This window comes from Streptomyces spinosus (assembly GCF_020400655.1).
In the GTDB taxonomy this organism is placed as follows: Bacteria; Actinomycetota; Actinomycetes; order Streptomycetales; family Streptomycetaceae; genus Streptomyces; species Streptomyces argyrophylli.
In genome coordinates this window covers 1-23927 of record NZ_JAINRC010000027.1, presented here as the reverse complement: position 1 = coordinate 23927, position 23927 = coordinate 1, and the positions used below count along the sequence as shown (strand labels likewise).

The 23927-nt window shown below is 71.4% G+C and carries 13 protein-coding genes; 10 read left to right on the top strand and 3 right to left on the bottom strand.

Features of this window, described 5'->3' with window-relative positions; all coding sequences use genetic code 11:
- Positions 1–43 precede the first annotated feature (43 nt).
- The 9 genes from LG395_RS36815 to LG395_RS36775 all read left to right on the top strand — a co-directional run bounded on the left by LG395_RS36815 (position 44) and on the right by LG395_RS36775 (position 14916).
- Positions 44–1852 carry an ABC transporter ATP-binding protein gene (locus LG395_RS36815; RefSeq protein WP_225813322.1) on the top strand — a complete coding sequence of 603 codons (1809 nt, stop codon included), beginning with the start codon at positions 44–46 and terminating at the stop codon, positions 1850–1852.
- On the top strand, positions 1849–3612 hold the full coding sequence (locus LG395_RS36810; protein WP_171152664.1) for an ABC transporter ATP-binding protein: 1764 nt from the start codon (positions 1849–1851) through the stop codon (positions 3610–3612). Before LG395_RS36815 ends, LG395_RS36810 begins: the two co-directional genes overlap by 4 nt.
- 339 nt (positions 3613–3951) lie before the next feature.
- Positions 3952–6006 (top strand): M4 family metallopeptidase, encoded by a 2055-nt coding sequence (locus LG395_RS36805; RefSeq protein ID WP_225813321.1) that lies wholly within the window; start codon positions 3952–3954, stop codon positions 6004–6006.
- A gap of 251 nt (positions 6007–6257) precedes the next feature.
- Positions 6258–7898 carry a M4 family metallopeptidase gene (locus LG395_RS36800; protein WP_225813319.1) on the top strand — a complete coding sequence of 547 codons (1641 nt, stop codon included), beginning with the start codon at positions 6258–6260 and terminating at the stop codon, positions 7896–7898.
- Between the two features lie 71 nt (positions 7899–7969).
- On the top strand, positions 7970–8491 hold the full coding sequence (locus LG395_RS36795; RefSeq protein WP_225813318.1) for a DUF1990 domain-containing protein: 522 nt from the start codon (positions 7970–7972) through the stop codon (positions 8489–8491).
- A 91-nt stretch (positions 8492–8582) separates the two neighbouring features.
- Positions 8583–9110 (top strand): hypothetical protein, encoded by a 528-nt coding sequence (locus LG395_RS41555; protein WP_225813317.1) that lies wholly within the window; start codon positions 8583–8585, stop codon positions 9108–9110.
- Positions 9111–9124: 14 nt separating this feature from the next.
- Positions 9125–9784: a hypothetical protein gene (locus LG395_RS36785; RefSeq protein WP_225813312.1), complete on the top strand. Its 660-nt coding sequence runs from the start codon at positions 9125–9127 to the stop codon at positions 9782–9784.
- On the top strand, positions 9784–14472 hold the full coding sequence (locus LG395_RS36780) for a putative T7SS-secreted protein (RefSeq protein ID WP_225813310.1): 4689 nt from the start codon (positions 9784–9786) through the stop codon (positions 14470–14472). Before LG395_RS36785 ends, LG395_RS36780 begins: the two co-directional genes overlap by 1 nt.
- A 12-nt stretch (positions 14473–14484) precedes the next feature.
- The gene (locus LG395_RS36775; RefSeq protein WP_225813308.1) at positions 14485–14916 is read left to right on the top strand and encodes a contact-dependent growth inhibition system immunity protein; all 432 of its coding nucleotides are present in this window, start codon (positions 14485–14487) and stop codon (positions 14914–14916) included.
- Between the two features lie 98 nt (positions 14917–15014).
- Here LG395_RS36775 and LG395_RS36770 read toward each other — a convergent pair whose 3' ends face one another.
- The 3 genes from LG395_RS36770 to LG395_RS36760 all read right to left on the bottom strand — a co-directional run bounded on the left by LG395_RS36770 (position 15015) and on the right by LG395_RS36760 (position 22858).
- Positions 15015–17633: a glycosyltransferase family 1 protein gene (locus tag LG395_RS36770; protein ID WP_225813306.1), complete on the bottom strand. Its 2619-nt coding sequence runs from the start codon at positions 17631–17633 to the stop codon at positions 15015–15017.
- A gap of 97 nt (positions 17634–17730) precedes the next feature.
- Entirely contained in the window at positions 17731–22452 is a 4722-nt protein-coding gene (locus LG395_RS36765) for a wHTH domain-containing protein (RefSeq protein WP_225813304.1), read from the bottom strand.
- On the bottom strand, positions 22442–22858 hold the full coding sequence (locus tag LG395_RS36760; protein WP_225813302.1) for a Pepco domain-containing protein: 417 nt from the start codon (positions 22856–22858) through the stop codon (positions 22442–22444). Before LG395_RS36760 ends, LG395_RS36765 begins: the two co-directional genes overlap by 11 nt.
- A gap of 317 nt (positions 22859–23175) precedes the next feature.
- On the opposite strand from LG395_RS36760, the gene LG395_RS36755 reads away from it, so the two are divergent.
- The coding region (locus tag LG395_RS36755; RefSeq protein WP_225813292.1) for a maltotransferase domain-containing protein at positions 23176–23927 on the top strand (752 nt) is incomplete at its 3' end.

Here is a 23927-nt window from a genome sequence, read left to right as displayed (position 1 = left end):
TGGGCGGGCGCGCCGGGGGGACGGCCGGCGGATCGGGGGATGGATGATCGACGCGTACGAGGATCCGGGCACGCCCGACACCCGTGGCGGCTGGTGGTTCCTGTGGTGGCTGGTGCGGTGTCAGCCGGGTCGTTCGGTGGCCGGGGCGCTGCTGGCCAGTACCTGGATGGTGCTGCTGGCCGCACAGCCGTACCTGATGGCGCGGGCCGTGGACGACGGGCTGCTGCCGGGACGGCTCGGGGTGCTCGCCGGGTGGACCGGGGTGATGTTCGCCGTCGGGGCGCTGAGCGCGTGGGTGAGCATCCTGCGGCACCGGGTGATGACGCGGGTCCGGATGGACGCCAACTTCCGCACGGTCAAGGTGGTGGTCGGGCACGTGGTGCGGCTGGGGGCCACGCTGTCGCGCCGGGCCGGGGCCGGGGAGGTCGTCACCATCGGGGTCGGGGACGTGCAGACCCTGGCGACGGCGCTGACCGTGGTGGGCCCGGGGGTCGGCTCGCTCGTGGTCTACGCGGTGGTGGCCGGGCTGCTGCTGGCGGTCTCCGCGCCGCTGGCCGCGGTGGTGCTGCTCGGGGTGCCGGTGATCGCGCTGCTCACCGGGCCGCCGGCGCGGCGGCTGCAGGGCGCGGAGAGCGGGTACCGCGAGCTCCAGGGGATCCTCACCGCGCGCATCGCCGACCTCGCGGGCGGGCTGCGCGTCCTCAACGGGCTCGGCGGCAAGGGGCTGGTCGCGGACGCGTTCCGCGACGACTCGCGGCGGCTGCGGGCACAGGGCTACCGGGTGGGCGCGGTGGCCAGCTGGGTGCAGGCGCTCGGGGTGGGCCTGCCGACCGTGTTCCTCGCGGTCGTGACCTGGCTGGCGGCCCGGCTCACCGCCGAGGGCTCCATGTCGGTGGGCGAGTTGGTGTCCGTCTACGGCTATGTGGCGGTGCTCGTCGGACCGGTCGCGTTCTTCGTCCGGATGGCCTACGACCTCAACCGGGGCGTGGTGGCCGCGCGCCGGGCGGTACGGCTGCTGCGGCTGGAACCGGAACCGGACACCGGCACCCTGCCGGCGCCCGCCGGACCGGCCGAGCTGCACGACCCCGTGTCCGGGGTGCGGGTGGTGCCGGGCCGGCTGACCGCGCTGGCCGCCGTCCGGCCCGCCGAGGCCGCCGCCGTGGTCGACCGGCTCGGCCGGTACGGGCCCACCGACGCGACCTGGGGCGGGGTACGGCTCGACGCGGTCCCGCTGCCGGACGTGCGGCGGCGCGTCCTGGTCGCGGACAACGAGGCGGACCTGTTCGCGGGGCCGCTGCGCGAGGTGCTGGCCGCCGCGCACCCGGCCGACGAGGCGGCACTGCGCCGGGCGGTGCACGCGGCGGCGGCCGAGGACGTGGTCCGCGGCCTGCCGGACGGCCTGGACTCGGCGGTGGCCGGGCAGGGCCGCAGCCTCTCCGGAGGCCAGCGGCAACGCGTGCGCCTCGCCCGGGCGCTGCTGGCCGATCCCGAGGTGCTGCTCGCCGTGGAGCCGACCTCGGCGCTGGACGCGCACACGGAGGCGACGGTCGCCGACCGGCTCCGGGCGGCACGGGAGGGCCGCACCACGCTGGTGACGACGACGTCCCCGCTGGTCCTGACCCGGGCGGACACGGTCGTGTTCCTGGCCGACGGCAAGGTCGCGGCGACCGGCCCGCACCCGGCCCTGCTGGCGGAGCAACCGGCCTACCGGGCGCTGGTCGCGCGCGACGGCGGGGAGACGGACGGCACACCGGACGCGGCGGACACGCCGCACCCGGCGACCGCCACGCCCACCACCGCCGCGCCCCCGGCGGGCGCGGCGGCCCCACCCGCGACGGAGCCCCGCGCATGACCTCCGGCGACGCCCTGCTGCCGGTCGCCGACCGGGCTGCCGTACGGCGGGCCACGGTGCGGCTGGTGTCGGCCGACCGGCGGGCGTTCGCCGGGGCGCTGGGACTGAACGCGCTGGCCGCGGCGGCGGGGCTGGCCGGACCCTGGCTGGTGGGCCGGATCGTCGACGAGGTGCGGGCCGGGCACGGGGCCGGCGCGGTGGACCGGCTGGCGTCCTGGATCGTGGTGTGCGCGCTGGCGCAGCTCCTGCTGGCCCGCTGGGCGCGGTACGTCGGGCACCGGTTCGGGGAGCGCACGCTGGCCCGGGTCCGCGAGGAGTACGTCGAGCGGGTGCTGGCGCTGCCCGCCTCCGTGGTCGAGCGGGCCGGTACCGGTGACCTGACCGCGCGGGGCACCGCGGACGTGGCGACCGTCGGCACGACCCTGCGGGACGCCGGCCCCGAGCTGCTGGTCGACAGCGTGCAGGCGGTCTTCGTGCTGGGCGCGGTGTTCGCGCTCGACCCCGTGCTGGGGGCGTTCGGCCTGCTCGGTCTCACCCCGATCCAGCTGGCGCTGCGCTGGTACCTGCGGCGCGCCCGGGACGGCTACCTCGCCGAGGGGGCGGCGACCTCGCAGGTCGCGGAGAGTGTCGCGGCGACGGCGGCCGGCGCGCGGACCGTGGAGGCGTTCGGGCTGCGGGAGCGGCGGATCGCGGCGAGCCGGGACGCGCTGGAGGCGTCCCGCCGTACCCGTCTGTACACCCTGCGCCTGCGGTCGGTGTTCTTCCCGGCGGTCGAGGTGACGTACACCGTCCCCGTGGCCGGTGTGCTGCTGCTCGGCGGCTGGCTGCACGCCCGGGGGGCGGTCGGGGTGGGGGCGGTGGTGGCGGCGGCGCTGTACCTGCGGCAGTTCACCGAGCCGCTGGACCAGATCCTGATCCGGGTGGAGCAACTGCAGAGCAGCGGCGCCTCGTTCGCGCGCGTGGAGGGGCTGGCGCAGGCACCCCGGGACGAGGACGAGGGGGCGTCCGCGGTGCCGGCGGACGACCGGATCGAGGTGCGCGGGGTGCGGTACGCGTACGAACGCGGCGGTGAGGTGCTGGGCGGGGTGGACCTGACGGTGCGGCCCGGGGAGCGGCTCGCCGTGGTGGGGCCGTCCGGTGCCGGGAAGACGACCCTGAGCCGGCTGCTCGCGGGCGTCGACCGGCCCGGTTCCGGCACGGTGACGGTGGGCGGGGTGCCGGTGGCGGGGCTGGCGCCGGAGCTGCTGCGCCGGCAGGTGGTGCTGGTAACCCAGGAGCACCACGTCTTCCTGGGCACCGTGCGGGAGAACCTCCTCATCGCCGAACCCGCCGCCGACGACGCCGCCTTGTGGGCGGCGCTCACGGCCGTGGGGGCCGACGACTGGGTGCGGGGCCTGCCGGACGGGCTCGACACCCGGCTGGGCGAGGGCGGCCGGCCGACGGACGGTTCGCAGGCCCAGCGGCTCGCCCTCGCGCGCGTGGTCCTGGCGGATCCGCACACCCTGATCCTCGACGAGGCGACGGCCCTGCTGGATCCGGCCACCGCCCGGCACACCGAGCGCGCCCTCGCCTCGGTGCTCCAGGGCCGTACGGTCATCGCCATCGCCCACCGCCTGCACACGGCGCACGACGCGGACCGGGTGGCGGTCATGGAGGGCGGCCGGCTGACCGAACTGGGCACGCACGAGGAGCTGGTGGCGGCGGACGGCGCGTACGCGGCGCTGTGGCGGACATGGCACGGGCGGGCGCCCGAACGGTGATGTGCCGGCGCCCCGGGCGGGTGACCGCCGGCGTCCCGCGCGGGTGTCTGCCGGCGTCCCGCGGCTGTCCGCCGGCCCGGCAGTCCGCATAACGGACTCGGACATCCGGACAACGAACCATTTCCGGCCAAATTGGTGACGCGGTCCTGACAAGCAGCGAGATCGCCTGCCACTCTTCCCTGGCCGACTCACAGCAACCCCACAGTTTCCGCGCTTCTGTGTGAGCCGGCTCCGCACCTGCACGTGGCTTTCGCGTAACGCCTTGTTCTGCCCGGACGCCCCAACCCACCGTCCGGTCTCCCCGGCCGCGCGACCCGCGGTCACGCAGAAGGAGTCAGTGTGAGAAGCAATCTCTCTCGCGGACGCACCTCCCACACCCCGCACCGCCCCACCACGCACCGCCGCGCCGCCACCGTCGCCCTCGCCGGCGTCGCCGCCCTGATCGCCGCCGCCGTCCAGTCCGGCGCGGCCACCGCCGCCCCGGCGACCCCGCGGGCCGGCAAGGCCGACCGGGCCCACACCGCGGTCAGGCTCACGCCGGCGCAGCGCGCCGAGCTGATACGCCACGCCGACGCCGGCACCGCCGCCACCGCCCGGGAGATCGGCCTGGGCGCCCGGGAGCGGCTGGTCGTCAAGGACGTCGTCAAGGACGCCGACGGCACGCTGCACACCCGCTACGAGCGCACGTACGGAGGTCTGCCGGTGCTCGGCGGCGACCTGGTGGTGACCACCGCCAGGTCGGGCAAGACCATGGAGGTGATCCGGGCCACCGGCGCCACACTGAAGGTCCCCGGGCTCACCCCGGCCGTGCCGAAGGCCGCCGCCGAGAAGCAGGCCGTCCAGCGGGCGAAGGCGCTCGGCGCGACGAAGCCGGCCGCGGACAGCGTGCGCGAGGTGATCTGGGCGGCGAGCGGCAAGCCCGTGCCGGCGTACGAGACGGTCGTCGGCGGCCTCCAGGACGACGGCACCCCGAACCAGCTGCACGTCGTCACCGACGCGGCCACGGGGAGGAAGCTCTTCGAGTACCAGGGCGTCAAGACCGGTATCGGCAACACCCAGTACAGCGGGCAGGTCACGCTGACCACGACCCAGTCGGGCTCGGCGTACACGCTCACCGACGGGGCGCGCGGTGGCCACAAGACGTACAACCTGAACCGGGGCACCTCCGGCACCGGGACCCTGTTCTCGCAGTCCTCCGACACCTGGGGCAACGGCAGCAGCTCCAACGCCGCCACCGCCGGCGCGGACGCCCACTACGGCGCGGCGCTCACCTGGGACTACTACAAGAACACCTTCGGCCGCACCGGCATCAAGAACAACGGCGTGGGCGCCTACTCCCGCGTGCACTACGGCAACGCCTACGTCAACGCGTTCTGGGACGACAGCTGCTTCTGCATGACCTACGGCGACGGCTCCGGCAACACCAAGCCGCTGACCTCGATCGACGTGGCCGGCCACGAGATGAGCCACGGCGTCACCTCCGCCACCGCCAACCTCAACTACAGCGGTGAGTCCGGCGGTCTGAACGAGGCGACCAGCGACATCATGGCCGCCGGGGTGGAGTTCTACGCGAACAACCCCACCGACCCCGGCGACTACCTGGTCGGCGAGAAGATCGACATCAACGGCAACGGCACCCCGCTGCGCTACATGGACAAGCCCAGCAAGGACGGCGCGTCCAAGGACAACTGGTACTCGGGCATCGGCGGCGTGGACGTGCACTACTCGTCCGGTCCCGCGAACCACTTCTTCTACCTGCTCAGCGAGGGCAGCGGCGCCAAGGTCGTGAACGGCGTCAGTTACGACTCGCCGACGGCGGACGGCCTCCCGGTCACCGGCATCGGCCGGGACAAGGCGCTGCAGATCTGGTACCGGGCGCTGACCACCAAGTGGACGTCCACGACCAACTACGCCGGCGCCCGCACCGGCACCCTCGCGGTGGCCGGCGAGCTGTACGGCACCACCAGCGCCGAGTACAAGGCCGTGCAGGACGCCTGGGCGGGCGTCGGGGTCGGCTCGCGCTCCGGAGGCGGGGGCGGCGGCGGTACGTCGTACGAGAGCACCACGCCGGTGGCGGTGCCGGACAACGGCCCCGCCGTCACCTCCGACATCACCGTCTCCGGCCGCAGCGGGAACGCGCCCGCCAACCTCCAGGTGAGCGTCGACATCACCCACACCTGGCGCGGTGACCTGGTGATCGACCTCGTCGGCCCGTCGGGCACCGCCTACCGGCTGAAGAACTTCAGCTCCTCGGACTCGGCGGACGACGTGAACGAGACCTACACGGTCAACGCCTCGGCCGAACCGGCCAACGGCACGTGGAAGTTGCGGGTACAGGATCAGGCCACGTACGACACCGGAACACTCAACGGCTGGAAGCTGACCTTCCCGTAAACCGCACGCCGGGGGCCGGTGATCACGGGGCCGTCCGGGGGTCGAACACCCTCGGGCGGCACCCGGTTCACACGCCCGCAACGTTTCTCGGACAGTTGACTTTCGGCCAACATCACGTCAAGGGCCTGACATGTACGCGCCCTTGATGTCACTCTCTCTCCACCCGCCGCAGCAGCACCGCAACTCCGCAACGCCACACACTCCGGCAGTAACCCCACACTGCCCGGACTCCCCCACCAGAAGGAGCTTCTGTGAGCCCCCTCTACGCGCGTCACAAGCGCACCACTCTGGCCATCGCCACCGCCGTCGCCGCCGGAGCCCTGCTCGCCACCGGTGTCACCACCAGTGCCACCGCCCAGCCGGCGGCCAAGCCGCTCGCCGCCGCCCCGACCGCGCTGTCCGCGGCCGCGCGCACCACCCTGATCCAGCAGGCCCAGGCCGACGCGGCCGGCACCGCCCGGCAGATAGGCCTCGGCGCCCAGGAGAAGCTGGTCGTCAAGGACGTCGTCAAGGACGCCGACGGCACCGTCCACACCCGCTACGAGCGCACCTACGCGGGCCTGCCGGTGCTCGGCGGCGACCTGATCGTCCACACGGCCAAGTCCGGCAAGACCCAGGGCGTCACCAAGGCGACCAAGTCCGCCATCAAGGTGGCCTCGCTCAAGCCGCAGATCACCGCCGCCAAGGCCGAGAAGCAGGCGGTGTCCGCCGCCAAGACGCTGGGCTCCGCCAAGACCACCGCGGACGGCGCCCGCAAGGTGATCTGGGCCGGCTCCGGCAAGCCCGTCCTCGCCTACGAGACCGTCGTCGGCGGCCTCCAGGACGACGGCACCCCGAACCAGCTGCACGTCATCACCGACGCGGCCACCGGCAAGAAGCTGTTCGAGTACCAGGGCATCGAGAACGCGACCGGCAAGACGCTGTACTCCGGCACGGTCACCCTCAACTCCGTGCAGTCGGGCTCGACCTACCAGCTCACCGACAGCGCGCGGGGCAACCACAAGACCTACAACCTGGCCCGCAAGACGTCCGGCACGGGCACCCTGGTGGCCAGCTCCACCAACGTCTTCGGCACCGGCACCGCCTCCAGCTCCTCCTCCGACCAGACCGCGGCCGCCGACGCCGCCTACGGCGCGGCCGAGACCTGGGACTTCTACAAGAGCACCTTCGGCCGCAACGGCATCAAGAACAACGGTGTGGGCGCCTACTCCCGCGTGCACTACGGCAACGCCTACGTCAACGCGTTCTGGGACGACGGCTGCTTCTGCATGACCTACGGCGACGGCTCCGGCAACGTCGACCCGCTGACCTCGCTGGACGTGGCCGGCCACGAGATGAGCCACGGCGTCACCTCCAACACCGCGGGCCTGAACTACTCCGGTGAGTCCGGCGGCCTGAACGAGGCCACCTCCGACATCTTCGGCACCGGCGTGGAGTTCTTCGCGAACAACGCGTCCGACCCCGGTGACTACCTCATCGGCGAGAAGATCGACATCAACGGCGACGGCACCCCGCTGCGCTACATGGACAAGCCCAGCAAGGACGGCGGCTCGGCCGACTACTGGTCCTCGTCCGTCGGCAGCAAGGACGTGCACTACTCGTCCGGCGTCGCGAACCACTTCTTCTACCTCCTGTCGGAGGGCAGCGGTTCGAAGACGATCAACGGCGTGACCTACAACTCGCCGACCTACAACGGCGCCGCGGTCACCGGCATCGGCCGCGCCAAGGCGCTGCAGATCTGGTACAAGGCGCTGACCACGTACATGACGTCGACGACCAACTACAAGGCCGCCCGCACGGCGACCCTGAACGCGGCGTCCGCGCTGTACGGCTCCGGCAGCGCCGAGTACAACGCGGTCGCGGCGGCCTGGACAGCGGTCAACGTCAGCTAGTACGCGCCGGCTCGTGAGGGGGCGGCACCCGGGAAGCGGTTCTTCCGGGTGCCGCCCTACGCTTGTGACCCATGTCCTCGGCGACCTTCACCTACGAGCCGGTCGGTGCGACCCGCGACGATCTCACCTTCTGCCCGCCCGGCTTCCACCCCATGCTGGTCCGCACCCGCCTCGGCGAAGGCCAGGAGGTGTTCCAGCGAGCCGCCGAGGCGGTCCTGACCTGGGAGATGCACCGCGCCCTGGGCGTCGGCATCGACGCCGGCGCCGACCGCGCCGCCCCCGGCGCCGACGTCACCGTCACCCTGGCCGGCGTCATCCGGGCCCCCTGCCGCATCATATGGACGGCCGAGGAACACCGCCGGGCCGGCTGGGCCTACGGCACCCTCGAAGGCCACCCCGAGTGCGGCGAGGAGGCCTTCGTGGTCGACCGCACCGGCGACGGCACGGTCTGGCTGACGGTGGCGGCCTTCAGCAAGGCCGCCAAGTGGTACGCCCGCGCGGGCGGCCCGGCGACCCGGGGACTGCAACACGCGTACGCGCGCCGGTGCGGGGCTGTGCTGAGGAAGCTGTGCGGGAGCCTGCCGGAAGCATGACCGTTCGAGAAGGCCGGAATTCGACCGTGCCGCCGACGGCATCCCCCGCTCCGCGTTGCGATCCAGAATGTGCCGATGTAATGATCCGGCCGTGAACGATCACGGGGGCAACGCCGAATTTCCGGCACATGTGCCGAGGTCACGTCTATACGACTACGTGAACTCGACCCGTACCGACCAGCAGGACACGACCACACCGGAGGCGCCCGAAGGCACCGGTTCGCCTGTTCGAGGGGCACCACAGACCGATGCCGCGGAGCACCGACGGCATGAATTTGTGCGTCTGCTCGGCGAGTTCCGCCGTACGGCGGTGCTCGTGCCGCTGGACCAGGACGACGCGCCGCTGACAGCGGACTTCGGTGGTGTCCGCTGGTTCTACGCCTTCTCGAACGAGGAGGCGTTGGCGCGCTTCGCACTCGCGCGAGGTGAGGGTGACCGGGAGTGGCCGTACCAGCGGTGGCTGGGGGCGCGTCTGCTGGACGCTGCGGTTCCGGCGGTCGGGGTGCCGTGTGGGGTGGCGCTGGACTGTGCGGACGGTGAGGACGGGATGGTCTTTCCCCCGGTGCGCGGGATCGTGCCGGACGAGGTGGCGGTGGACGTCGACGTGGTGGCTGAGTAGACGGGGGACGTGCGGTGAGCGGGGGCGGCGGCAAGGATCTGGCGACCGAGGGACTCGGTCTGATCGCCAAGGGGCTGACCGAGGCGCTGGGCGAGCTGAAGGAACTTGGCATGGTCGGCGAGGCCGGTGCCGGGCGCGGTTTCTCCGACATCGCCCTGTCCGGGCTGGAACTGGGCCACCAAGGCCTCACGGACGAGTTCAAGTCCTTCTGTGAACGCTGGGAATGGGGCGTGCGCTCGCTCATCGACGAGGGCAACGGCTTCGCCGCGAAGACCGGCCTGGCGGCGGGCACCTACTACGAGACCGACCAGTACGTCGAGGGCACCTTCAAGATCGTCACCAACGCGGCCATCGGCAATCCGTACGCCTCCGAGGAGGACGTGCAGAAGATGGGCTGGGGTGACATCGCCTCCTCCGGTGCCTACGGCGGTGACGTGGACTACAGCAAGGAGTCCTTCGAGCAGGCCTGGGCCAACAGCAAGCAGGGCTGGAAGGACGCCGGGCGGGACGTGATGACCTCCCACACCGTGGGGCCGATGGGCCTCAACCCCGAGAACCTGCACAACGCGTTCGGGGTCTCGGACCAGGAGTACGGCCAGTACCTGGACGACACCTTCGGCCCCTCCCCCGAGGCCCGCGCCCAAGCCGCCGAGCAGCAGGGCGGTGAGGGCTGATGGGGGTCTTCGGTGACATCGGCGACGGCCTGAACAGTGCCCTGGGCTACGGGGAACACCTCTACGACGAGGGCAAGAAGAAACTCGGCGAGGCGGTCGACTACGGCACCGACAAGCTGGGCGGCGCGCTGGACTACGTCGGTGCGCACGACTGGGCCGACAGCGTGGAGGACTGGGGCGACGGCGTCGCCTCCGACCTCGGGGCGACACCGGGCGAGCAGCAGCTCGGCCAGAGCGAGGAGGCGAACGAACTCGTCCACGGCAGCCCGGACAAGATCCGCGAAAGCGCCAAGCACCTGCGGGACTTCCACGGCGCGTTCGACAAGGTCGGCCAGGGGCTGAAGAAGGTCGACTCCTCCGGCTGGCGGGGCGAGGGCGGCGACGCCTTCCGGGAGAAGTTCGGCGTGCACCCCGTCAAGTGGGCGCGGGCGGCGGAGGCGTGCGCCACGGCGGCCGGTGCGCTGGAGGCGTACGCCGACACCGTCAAGTGGGCACAAGGGCAGGCCAAGGAGGCCGTCGAGCTCTACAAGAAGGGCGTGAAGGCCTCCAAGGACGCGGTGGACGCGTACAACAAGACGGTCGACGCCTACAACGCCAAGATCAAGGCGAACGAGGACCCCGGCCCCAAGCCGGAGCCGTTCCACGACCCGGGCAAAGCCGACATCAAGGCCGCGCAGGACAAGCTCGCCGAGGCCCGCAAACAGCGCAACACCGCCGCCTCCGAAGCCCAGGGCAAGGTCAAGGCAGCCCTGGCCCACGCCCCCGCGGAACCCCCGCCCCTGGAACGCATCGGGAACGACCTCAGCGACGGCTACCAGGCGGTCAACACCGAACTCACCCATGTCGTCGGCGGCGCTCTCAAGGGCACGGCGGGCCTGGTCAACTTCGTCCGCGGGCTGAACCCGACGGACCCCTACAACCTCACCCACCCCGCCGCATACCTGCAGAACGTCAGCATGACGCTGTCCGGGCTGGTCTCCACCGCCGCGCATCCCGAGCGGGTCGTGCAGGCCGCAGTGGACGGCTTCAAGAAGGACCCCTCGGAGTTCGTCGGCCGCCTCATCCCGGAACTGATCGGCACCAAGGGCGCGGGCCTGGCCCGGGGCGGCCTGCGGCTCGCGCTGAAGGAAGGCGCCGAAGGGGTCGCGGAACAGGGGCTGCGCAAGACCGCCCGCAACGCGGTGGAGGAGGGCGCGGAGGACGTCTCACGGCGGCCGCTGGAGAAGGTCTGCGAGAAGGACCCCGTCGACGTCGCCACCGGCCGCATGGTGTTGCCCGCCACGGACGTCTCGCTTCTCGGCGTCCTGCCGCTGATCGTCAAGCGCCAGTTCGAATCCTCTTACCGACTCGGCGGCTGGTTCGGACCGGCCTGGTCCTCGACGCTCGACCAGCGCCTGGAGATCGACTCACAGGGAGTCGTCTTCGTCGGCGAGGACGGCCTTACACTCGCTTACCCGCATCCGGCTCCAGGTCTGCCGACTCTCCCCAACCACGGCCCCCGCTGGTCGTTGGACCGAACGGACGACGGCTACACCCTCACCGACCCCGAGACGGGCCAGGTGCGGCACTTCGCCAACCGCTCCGCAAGCCTGGCGGTACTGGAGCAGATCAACGACCGCAACGGCAACTGGATCACCTTCGAGTACGACACCACGGGAGTACCCAGCGCTCTCACCCACAGCGGCGGCTACCGCCTGCTGGTGTCGACTGCCGACGACCGTGTCACCGCCCTGCGCCTGGCGGGGGCGGCGGATGACACCGGTCATGAACTGATCCGCTACGGCTACGCCGACGGCCACCTGACTGAGGTCGTCAACTCAGCCGGTCATGCCACCCGCTTCACCTACGACCATCGCGGGCGCATCACCTCCTGGACCGACAGCAACGACAGTCACTTCACGTATGTCTATGACGACCAGGACCGCTGCACCCACCAGTCGGGAGCCGCCGGCCACCTGGCATCGACTTTCGCCTACGGGCCGGTGGATCCCGGCACCGGTGAGCACACCACGACTATCACCGATTCACACGGTCACACCACCCACTATCTGATCAACCGTAACCGCCAGGTCATCGCCGAAACGAATGCCCTCGGCGTCACCACCAGTTACAGTCACGACCGTTTCAACCGCCTGCTGTCCACCACGGACCCACTGGGCAACACGACCACGTACGAGTACGACGTCGCCGGCAACCTCACCCGGGTGGTCCGCCCGGACGGCCGCGAGGCGCGGGCGGAGTACAACGGCCTCGGCCTCCCGGTGAAGGTCGTGCACGCGGACGGGACGGTGACCCGCCAGACGTACGACGAACGGGGCAACCGCACCTCGGTGACCGACTCGGCGGGCCAGACCACCCGATACGCGTACGACGGGGCCGGCCATCTGACGTCGGTGACGGACCCCTTGGGCAACACGACAAGGGTCATCTGCGACCGCAGGGGCCTGCCTGTGCAGGTGACGGACCCGTTGGGCGCGACCACGCGCTACGAACGAAACCCCCTCGGCCTCCCCACCACGATCACGGACCCCACCGGCGCGGCGACCCACCTGGAATGGTCGCTGGAAGGCAAGCTGACCCGCCGCACGGCCCCCGATGGCACCACAGAGACATGGACGTACGACGGCGAAGGAAACTGCACGAGCCACACGGACCCGCTCGGCGGGGTCAGCCGTTTCGAGTTCACCCATTTCGACCTGTTGACGGCCCGCACGGGCCCGGACGGTGTTCGCTACGCATTCGACCACGACACGGAACTGCGCCTGACGAAGGTCACGACTCCACAGGGGCTGACCTGGTCGTACGAGTACGACGCGGCCGGCCGCCTGGTGACGGAGACGGACTTCGACGACCGTACGCTGACGTACGAATACGACACGGCGGGCCGCCTGATCGCACGTCGGAACGCACTCGGTGAGGTGACGTCCTTCGAACGCAACGAACTGGGTCAGGTAGTCCGCAAAGACACGGCGGGCCAGGTCACGACCTACGCGTACGACCTGACCGACCAACTGGCCCAGGCGACGGGCCCGGACGGCACCACACTGACCCTGCTGCGAGACCGCCACGGCCGCGTGCACTCCGAGAGCGTCAACGGCCGTACAGTGACGTACACCTATGATCCCCTGGGCCGCCCCACGGGCCGCACCACCCCGACCGGGGCCAGGACAACGTGGTCGTTCGACGCGGCGGGCCGCCGCACGAGCATGGTGGCGTCCGGCCGGACGATCGACTTCACGTACGACGCAGCAGACCGCGAACTAACCCGTCGGGTTGGCGCCACGGTCGCCCTGGAACACACCTTCGACGCTCTCGGCCGCCTGACCACCCAACGGGTGACCGGACACGGCGGCTGCACCGTGCAGCACCGGACCTACACCTACCGGGCGGACGGCAACCTGATCGGCATAGACGACCACCTGTCCGGCAGCCGCCGCTTCGACCTGGACGCGGCAGGCAGGGTGACGGCAGTACACGCGTCCAACTGGACGGAACGGTACGCGTACGACGAGGCAGGCAACCAGACCCAGGCGTCCTGGCCACCGCACCACCCGGGCCGAGAGGCGACGGGGCCCCGTAGTTACGTGGGCACCAGCATCGTCCGAGCCGGCAACACCCGCTACGAGCACGACGCGCTGGGCCGCATCACCCTCCGCCAGAAGACCCGCCTGTCCCGCAAGCCGGACACATGGCGCTACGAATGGGATGCAGAGGACCGCCTGACCTCGGTGGTGACCCCCGACGGCACCCGCTGGCGCTACACCTACGACCCGCTGGGCCGCCGCACGGCGAAACTCCGCCTGGCCGACGACGGCGAGACGGTCGTGGAGCGGGTGGACTTCACCTGGGACGGCACAACGCTGTGTGAACAGACCACGACAGCCGTTGACCTACCCCACCCGGTCACCCTCACCTGGGACCACCAAGGCCTGCGCCCGCTCTCCCAAACGGAACGCATCACCGCAGCCAATGCTCCCCAGCAGGAAATCGACTCCCGTTTCTTCGCCATCGTCACCGACCTGGTCGGCACGCCGAGCGAACTGATCGACGAACAGGGCGACATCGCCTGGCGCACCCGCAGCACCCTGTGGGGAACAACGGCGTGGTCGGCGAACAGCACGACCTACACTCCCCTACGCTTCCCAGGCCAGTACTACGACCCTGAAACCGGCCTCCACTACAACTACTTCCGCCACTACGACCCCGAAACCGCCCGCTACCTCACACCAGACCCTCTCGGACTCGCACCCGCTCCCAGCCCAGCCACCTACGTCCATAACCCGCTCAGGTGGACCGACTCGCTGGGCCTCGCGCCCGACGCCTGCCGTGAGTTGGGATTGTCGCCGGCCGCGCAGCGTGCCATTGAAAAGTTCGAGAACATAAGGAAGGACCCGCTTGGTGATGTCAACTCGCAGCCGAATCACAACCACTACGATGCGGCCAGGCGAGAGGCAAACGGAGAGGTGGTCGCCCGGAAAGCCGACGGCACGCCCTTCGATCACATCGCGGAACTGAAGCAGGCACGGGATGGTTTGGACAGGGCAAGGAGAGTTCTTGAACGTGAAATCGAGAGTCCTCCTGAAACGCTGACGGACCGAGGAGTCGACGTTCTGATCACCAAGCGCAAAGAGGTGATCGGAGAGCTTGACCGCTTGAATGGCTTCCTGCATTCGATCGGACATCGTTAGACCAATCTCGGAATGAAGGAGATCATGCTCTCGGATTTCGTTGACAAAAGCAGATCCGTCGAAGAGTTGGAGGGGGATCGATGGCCCGATCCCCCAGAAGGCAGCACGAACTTGGTTCTCAGCGTCCACGAGTTGAGGAGACGAGCCATCGAAGATCTCACAGTGGAGGATCTACGCCGGCTCATCGCCCAGGATGTCGGCCTTGACTGGCTCCTTCCCGTTGCTCTGGACTTCCTGCGCGATACAGCACCGCAGGAAGCGGCGGGCGGCTGGTACGACGACGACTTGCTTTCCGCGGCGTTGACGCGCAAGGAATCGGTGTGGAGGAACGCGCCGGAACTCGCACGTCACCTTGACGGGACAGTCCGCATGCTCACCGACCTCTCGCCTTACGTACAGCGAGAGGTGGACGCATTCCGCGCCACCCTGTCGGACGTGATCTGAACGCCTGTGTGACTTCCGCGCAGCGGCAGCCGCTCCGGGCCCGTCGCCACTGCCGCACTCGCGTCGGTCTTCGGTGAATCAGCGAGGAGGCGTCCCCTTCAGCGCAACACCATCCCCGCCCCCTCCACCACCTCCTGGGACGGCACCGTCACGAGGCCCAGTTCGGCGGCCGAGGACAGGAGGGGGTGGGCGGGGAGGATGCGGACCGTGTAGCCGTAGGGGCCGGTGCGGTCCAGGGAGAGGGGGCCCTCGTAGAGGAGGCGGCCCTCCAGGTCGGGGGTGCCGGCCGGCTTCAGGGAGACCACCGTGGCGTCCGTGATGCGGTCCTCCTCGTCCACCCGCCCGGACACCGCCTGCACCTCCACGTCGTCGGGGCTCAGCTCCCCGAGGCCGACCCGGACCCGCAGCCCCACGGTGCCGCCCAGTTCCACCGTGGCCGTCGTCGCCGTCGTCTCGACGTGGTCGACGCTCACCCCCGGCCAGGCGGCCCGCACCCGCGCCTTCCACCCGGCGAGATCCCGCGCCGTGTCCGGGGTCAGCGCGCGGTGCGCCCGCGCGGCGGGAGCGTAGAGACGGTCGACGTACTCCCGGACCATGCGGCCGGCCAGCACCTTCGGGCCGAGCAGGGACAGGGTCTGGCGGACCATCTCGATCCAGCGGTCGGGCAGACCGGCGCGCCCGCGCTCGTAGAAGCGGGGGGTGATCCGCTGCTCCAGCAGGTCGTACAGGGCGGCCGCCTCGATGTCGTCGCGCCGGTCGGCATCGGTGCCCGCGCCGTCCGCGGTCGGGATCGCCCAGCCGAAGTCGGGCTGGAACCACTCGTCCCACCAGCCGTCCAGCACCGAGAGGTTGAGGCAGCCGTTCAGCGCCGCCTTCATGCCGGAGGTACCGCAGGCCTCCAGGGGGCGCAGCGGGTTGTTCAGCCAGATGTCACAGCCGGGGTAGAGCTTCTGCGCCATCGCCATGCCGTAGTCGGGCAGGAAGACGATCCGGTGGCGCACCCGCGGGTCGTCGGCGAAGCGGACCAGCTCCTGCACCAGGCGTTTGCCGCCGTCGTCCGCCGGGTGCGCCTTGCCCGCGACCACGATCTGCACCGGCCGCTCCGGGTGCAGCAGCAGCTCCATCAGGCGGTCGCGGTCGCGCAGCATCAGCGTCAGGCGTTTGTACGACGGGACGCGGCGCGCGAAACCGATCGTCAGGACGTCCGGGTCCAGTACCCCGTCGATCCAGCCCAACTCGGCGTCGCCCGCTCCGCGTTGCCGCCAGGAGGCGCGCAGCCGCTCCCGTACCTCCAGCACCAGCTGTTCGCGCAGCGTGCGGCGCAGCTCCCAGATCTCCTGGTCCGGGATGTCCGCGACCGCGTCCCAGCGTTCGGAGCGGCCGACGCTCAGCGCGTCCTCGGTCCGCTGGGCGCCGATCTGCCGCACACCGAGCCGCAGCACCTCCGGCGCCACCCAGGTCGGCGCGTGCACCCCGTTGGTCACGGAGGTGATCGGCACCTCCTCGGCGTCGAATCCCGGCCACAGCCCGGCGAACATGTTCCGGCTGACCTGCCCGTGCAGCAGCGACACCCCGTTCGCCCGCTGCGCGAGCCGCAGCCCCATCACGGCCATGTTGAACAGGTTCGGCTCGCCGCCCGGGTAGGTCTCCATGCCCAGCGCCAGGACGCGCTGCACGTCGATGCCGGGCAGTTCGGCGTCCGGGCCGAAGTGCCGGCCCACCAGCTCCCGGTCGAAGCGGTCGATGCCGGCCGGGACCGGGGTGTGCGTGGTGAACACCGTCCCGCCCCGCACGGCCTCCAGCGCGGCGTCGAAGTCAAGGCCGTCCGCGCACAGTTCGGCGATCCGCTCCAGGCCGAGGAAGCCCGCGTGCCCCTCGTTGGTGTGGAACACCTCCGGCTCCGGGTGCCCGGTGAGCCGGCAGTACGTCCGTACGGCCCGCACACCTCCTATGCCGAGCAGCATCTCCTGGAGCAGCCGGTGCTCGCTGCCGCCGCCGTAGAGCCGGTCGGTCACCCCGCGTTCGCCGAGCTCGTTCTCCTCCACGTCCGAGTCGAGCAGCAGCAGCGGCACCCGGCCCACCTGGGCGAGCCAGACCCGGGCGCGCAACGCCCTGCCGCCGGGCAGCGCGAGGGAGACCTGCGCCGGGGTGCCGTCGGCCTCCTTCAGCTGGGTGAGCGGCAGTTCGTTCGGGTCGAGCACCGGGTAGTGCTCCTGCTGCCAGCCGTCCCGGGAGAGGGTCTGCCGGAAGTACCCGTGCCGGTACAGCAGTCCCACCCCGATCAGCGGCACCCCGAGGTCGCTGGCCGCCTTCAGGTGGTCGCCGGCGAGGATGCCGAGGCCGCCGGAATACTGCGGGAGCGCGGCCGTGATGCCGAACTCGGGTGAGAAGTAGGCGACGGCGGCGGGCAGGCCCGCGGCCTGTTCCTGGTACCACCGGTCGCCGGTGAGGTAGTCGTCGAGGTCGTCGGCGGCGGCGGTGAGGCGGCGCAGGAACCGCCGGTCCCCGGCCAGCTCGGCCAGCCTGTCGGGCCGCACGCTGCCCAGCAGCCGCACCGGGTCCCCGCCGGCCCCGGCCCACCCCTCGGGACAGACGGACTGGAACAGGTCGCGCGTTTCGGCGTGCCAGGACCAGCGCAGGTTGCGCGCGAGGTCGCTCAGGGGGCGCAGGGGGTCGGGGAGAACAGGTCGGACGGTGAATCGGCGGATCGCCTTCACATTCCACCTCGTCGCATGCGGAGGGGGACGCACCGCTGTGTGCGCCCTGTCATCACTGTCGACGGTAGTGGTTACTTCGGGGTTGGCCCGGCTTGTCCTAGCGAACGGCGGGTTCTGTGAACTCCACGTCCTCCGGGAGGACGTGCCCCAGCTGTTCGAGCCGGCGGGCGACCGCGGTGGGGGTGCGGTTGAGGCGGTGGGCGGTGTGGAGGATGTGGGTGAGGGGGACGGGGACGTTCATGGCGTGCCACATGTACGCCATATGCCGTGAGCGGTTACGGAGCAGGAACAGGTCGTCGTCCCATGCCCAGTCCGCGCGCGGGGGTTCAGGGGCCACGTCGTAACCGCAACGCACCAGCCGCTCGACGACCTCCTCGGCCGTCAGCCGGTAGGTGTCCGCGCCGCGCAGGACGTGGTGCCACGGCACCCGGTGCTCCACATCCAGCCAGGGCGGTCCGCCTTCCTCGTCGAGGCTTGTCAGCGCCATGTCGAGGTGGTCCCGAGGCTGCCCCGGGTGCTCCTCGAGACCCCGTACGGAGTAACCCAGGATGCCGAGCAACCGGGCGATCTCCCTGTCGTCCCGCGCGTGACGCCGAGCCAGGGTGAGGACGACATACGGCTCCATCTTCTCCGAGTCGCCTTGAGGATCGATCCGGTCGTTCCGGTGCAGGTCCGCCAAGAGCCGTTCAAGGACGCGCCGCTCGTCTTCGCCGGGCAGCCGCGGCGGGACGAAGCCGAGCACCTCGCACCGCTGGGCCACCCGCTCGGGGCTCATGCGGAGCTCCTCGGCGAGGACGAGCAGGTCGCCCAGCGAAACAGGCTCGTCCGGAGAGCGCCACGGATCCCGGCCGTTGCTGAACCGGCTGACGAGAGCGGGATCGAGATCGGGGTCGGGTACCAGGTCCGGCGGCAGCCGGTGTCCGGCCCTCGTCAGCGTCTCTGCGATCACGTCCCACAGGTCGGGGAAGGCAGACACGGCCATGGCGAGATGGACCGGCGACACGGGCCGATCCCGGGGCAGCTCGGGCCCCTCCGGGTCGAAGTCCTGCCGCAGCAGCAGGGTGAGCAAGTCCTTACGGGCCGGCGGCCAGCGCCGGCGCACGGGCGGCCGGTCGAACTCCTCGTCGGCGGGCACCCGGAAGCCCAGGGTGACCAACAGCCCCGCCAGGGAACGAGGGTCCTCGCTGTCGGAGGCGCGCCTGGCGACGATCTCTCCGACGTCCAGCCGCTCGCCCCAGGGAAGCCAGGGGTGCAGACCGTCCCGGTCGCGGCTGAGCAGCCTGACCAGCCGCGCGGCCTGCTCCTCGTACAGGTCGGCAAGTCGGCGCAGGATCGGCTCGCCGGGCGCTTCGATGCCCAGCTCCCGCATGCGGTCGGCGACCTGCTCGATGGCCATCCCGCACGACCTGGCGGCCGCCACCAGCGCTCCCGGCGGGGCGATCGCGCCGTCTACCCGTGCGACATGGTCGATGATCACTTGATCCGTGGGGAGGGCGGCGGGGAGCGGTGAGCGGGGCACCACTCCGGCCGCGGGATCGGCGGCTGCCCAGACCCTGGCCCGCCATTCGGTGAAGAGGTTCGCGTCATCCGTGAGCACCGTCGGCGCGCCCGACCTCCTGGTGCGGACCAGCCTGCTGTCGCCCGGGCAACAACCGAGCACTGAGGCGTCCGCGACGACCTCCGTTTGCTCGAAGGTACGAAACCGGAAACGGTGTCCGCGGGCCGCGGCCTGCGCCGCGATCCGGTTGGCCAGCTCCCCTTGGCCCGGGCTTTCGGCCTTCGGCGCGCCGAAGGCGCGGGAACCTCCCTGCACCAGGTCGTCCAGCCACTCCAAGGAGAGCACACGCCCGCCCTCCTCGAAGAGGACGGGGATCTTCTCGGCGAGGAGGCCGGCCACGTACTCCTCGTGGTCGTCGAGCATGGCACCCCGGTCCAGGCGCAGCGTGGGCGCGTGCTCCCCGGTGAGGTTGACCACGGCGCCGAAACGGGCCTCTCCGGCCCACAGTCCGTCCGCGAGGACCGCGCCGTGCCCGGGGCACCACCACACTCCGTCCCCGGCGTCCTGTACGGCGGGACCGGCACCGTCCTGCTCCGGCCCGTCGTCCGGTGAGCCCGCGGGGACCACGCCCACGTACTCCGACAGTTCCATGGGCCGCCACTGAAGCCGCTCCTCGCCCGCCTCGCACACGGTGACCGAGAAGTCCGACACCCACAGGTGCTTGCGCAGCACCTCCCCGCACGACACGTGGTCGTCCGGGTTGCGCAGGTACAGTCGTACGGTCGTCCCGGGCGGCCGGGACAGGCCCGTCTCCCGCACCCGGAACAGCACTCCGGGCCCGTCGATGCCGACTTCGAGCCGTTCGCCGTAGCCGCCCTCGCGGGGCATCCTGCTGGTGATCACCTGGATCTCGTCGGCCAGCATGAAGTAGCTGAGCACACCGATGCCGAAGCGGCTGTTGGGCTGGAAGGGAATGTTCTTCTCGGCCCACTTGGCGCGCTCCTCCAGGAACTCGCGTTCCTCCACGAACCGGCTGCCCGCGAAGGCGAACAGATGGCGCAGTTCGTGCCGACCCATGCCGATGCCGTTGTCCCGGCACTCGATGTAGGCGCGCCCGTTCTCCTCACCCTGGACGAAGGTGATCTCCCCCTGCCAGTGATCGGGGTTGTCGGGGTTGCGCAGGTTCAGCAGCTGGGTGCGGGCGCGCCGGTACCTGCAGGCGTCCAGGGCGTTCTGGTACAGCTCGCGCAGGGCGAGGGTGCGGTCCTGGTAGAGCTGTTCGCCCATGAGCAGGTCGCGTACCCGTTCGCCGTCGAGCCGGAACCGCACGTCGGCCGAGTGGTACCGCGGCTGACGGCCCTCGCCCGGAGCGGGACCGACTCTGCCCGCACCGTACGCGGCGGGGACGCCCCAGGCCGTGACGCGGGCGCCGGCCGGGCCGCGCAGCACGGCACGTACGGTGCCGTCGAGGGTGTCGGTGTGCTCCCGCAGGGCGAGTTCGACAGCCTCGTGCGCGCAGTCCGCGGACAGCACCCGGCCGGGACTCTCCGGCTGCCAGGTCAGCCCCCGCAGGGTCTCGCGGAACTCCCGGCCGTCGACGGGGTCGCTGATCCCGAGGTGCTCGGCGACCAGGGACGGCAGCAGCACCGGGTCGACGGCCATGTGGTGGGCCACGGTGAGGAGGGTGGCGATCCTCCCCCAGTCGGCGGTGTGCTCGGTGCGTCGCAGGGCGGTGACCGTGTCCAGCCACGCGGGCCGCAGCTGTTCGAGGTCGAGCCCGAAGAGGCCGGCGAGCGACCGCAGCCGGACTGGGGTGAGCACCTCGCGAACCAGCCACGGCTCGAACTCCGGCTCGTCGGGGAGGGAGTCGAACCCGGCGAGGCCGGAGCGCTCCACAGCGGCGCGGGAGGCGGGCAGCCGCATCAGCCACTGCCGGGCCAGCCACCAGGCGACGGCGTGGGCCTCGCCGTCCCGGCCGCGTTCCCGGGCGCGCCGCTCGCGGTCCTGGAGGGCCTGGTGCGCGCCGCAGTAGTGCTCGAACGCCTCGCGGGTCGCGAAGCCGCGCTCCTCGCCCGCGGGCGTGCCGTCCACCAGGGTCCAGGGCCGGATGTCCCGGGCCAGGTAGGCGAGCCGGGTGCCGAACGCGGTGTAGAGGAAGGGGCCGGCGACGAGCAGCGCGGCCTCGGTGAGGCTGAGACCCGTCGCGGACTTGTCGGCGTTCCGCAGCATGGTCTCGACGCAGGGCCCCATCCGGCTCTCCGTGCCGGCGGGCCGCCAGATGTCCCCGTGCCCGGCGAGCCACGCGTCGCCTTCGTCGGTGTCGTGCCCCCACAGGCCGACGAGCCGGGCGACCGCCTCGCGCAGCTGGGCGACGGCCTGCTCGGTCTGGGCCTTGGTGAGGCCCTCGGGACGCCGCACCCGGCGCCAGGCCTCGTGCTCGCGGGCCCTCTCCTCCCAGTGGTGTTCGCCCGCCCGTCTCGCTCCGGGGCCCCGGTCGGGGAACAGCAGCAGGTCGTCCTTGCCGGTGGCGTAGGTGATCTGTACGCACTGGTCGGAGTCGCCGCGCTCCTCGCGCGCGATGGCGCGGACCCGCTCGTCGAGCGCGGGCTCCAGTTCGTCGAGGAGGCCGGGGGCGGTGCCGTCCCGGGCGATCTGGGTGAGGGCCTTGGTGAAGTAGGAGAACCCCTTGGACTCCTCGACCACGCCGTCGGCCTGCGTGTCCTCGGGGTACGGTCCGGCCGCGGGCTTGAAGCCCGCCTTGTTGTAGCGGGTGCAGGCGTAGACGTGGGCGTAGCGGGGCTGGTCCAGGACCTCGTCGGCGCGATAGCCGGTGTCGCCCGTGCTCCAGCCGAGTTCGTCGCCGCCCTTGGCGTACTCGTCGAGCGGCGCACGGCACGCGTCGACGGCCACGACGAACTGGTCGGCCCCCGAGTCCTTTAGAAAAGCACCGAACTCGATGCGCAGGCAGGTCTCCTTGAAGGTTTGGGAGCTGCGCACGGCGGGTCCGGTGACGAGGTAGTCCGAGCCGTCCTCGTGGAAACCGTGTCCGGACAGCACCAGGAGAAGGTGGTCGCCGGGCGCGGCGTCCTCCACGAAGCGCTCCACCTCACGCCTGAGCTGCGGGCCGTACCAGTCGTCCGCCTCCCGGACCTCCGCCTCCTGGTATCCGCCGTGCTCCTTCAGCGCCTCGGCCAGCGCCCGTAGTTCGGTCGTGATGAAGGGCATCGGCCGGAAGAGGGGGTCGCTGTAGCGGCCCACGCCCACCAGGAGCGCGCGGAACCGCCGCTCCCTCCCGCCCGGCCCGCCTCGGCTAGCGGTCACCGCCGGTCGGGTTCGGGGTGAGGGTCAGCTGGATGCCGCCCATGCACTGGGCCTGGCCGCCGACTCCCACGACGACGAGCTGCCCTGACGTGGTCAGCTGGCAGGACACCTGCACCTGGGAGATGCCCCAGCCGTCGGGGCCCGCCTGCTGCAGCCCCTCGAAGGCGTCGCGCAGGCCGGCCAGGGTGTGCGCCAGCTGGGCGTTGAGGTCGGCCGGTCTGAAACTGCGGCGCCGTATCCGGGGTCCGTCGTCGCTCCGGCCGCCGCGCAGCCCTCCGCCGGACTTGTCGTATCCGCCGCGTCCGTCGCTCTCCTCGTCCACTACCAGGAACTCCAGCTCCTGCGCGCCGCCGGCCGACCGTCCGTCGTACGACTCCATGCCCCGCCCCCACGCTCGTCCCGGCACCTGCCGCCGATCATAGGGCCAAATGGTTCACCTGGTGGGTGAGTTGACGAGCCGACGCGGCCCGGTGCGCGGAACGAACAGCCGTACGGGCTTCTGCCCTGGAGACTGGCGTCAAGACCCGGTCACCGGGCACTCGGAAAGAGGGGCCGGTCTTGTGGACGGACGTACGCGTGAGTAGTTAACAAAGTGCCGGATTGCCCACCCGAACCGGGTGGGAAGGCTCCTCCGGTACGCCCCACAGCAGCACCACAGCACCTCGCAGGACCCACCTCCCCATATCCATCCGCCATACCTCGTTGAAGCGGACAGGAGCGGTCATGCCCGCCACGCACCACTCGTCAGCACCACCGACAAGCAGTAAGGACAAGGCCACAGGAAAGAGGACGACGGGCAGGAAAGGCACGGCGCCGGCCGGCACCGACGGTCCGTCCGCCGCCGTCGTCGACGCCACCGCCGCCGGGGAACGGTCCTCCCCGGACCCGGCCACCACCGTGGGCCGTATCCCCGTCCTCGACGTACGCCCCGTGGTCCAGCGCGGCCGCCGGCCCGCCAAGGCCGTCACCGGGGAGTCGTTCGAGGTGTCGGCCACCGTGTTCCGGGAGGGCCACGACGCCGTCGCGGCGAACGTGGTGCTGCGGGACCCGGCGGGCCGGCCCGGCCCGTGGACGCCGATGCGGGAACTCGCCCCGGGCACCGACCGCTGGGGTGCCACGGTCACCGCGGGGGAACCCGGTCACTGGACGTACACGGTGGAGGCCTGGTCGGACCCGCTGGCCACCTGGCGGCACCACGCCCGGATCAAGGTCCCGGCGGGCATCGACACCGAACTCGTCCTGACCGAGGGCGCGCAGTTGTACGAGCGTGCGGCCGAGGGTGTCCCCGAGGACCGGCGCCAGGCCGTCCTGGACGCGGCGGCGGCCCTGCGGGACGACGACCGCCCGGCGGCCTGGCGGCTGGCGGCGGCGCTGGCGCCGGAGGTGGAGGCGGTCCTCGCGCGGTACCCGTTGAGGGAGTTGGTCACGGCCTCGGAGCCGATGCCGTTGCTGGTGGAGCGCGAACGGGCGCTGTT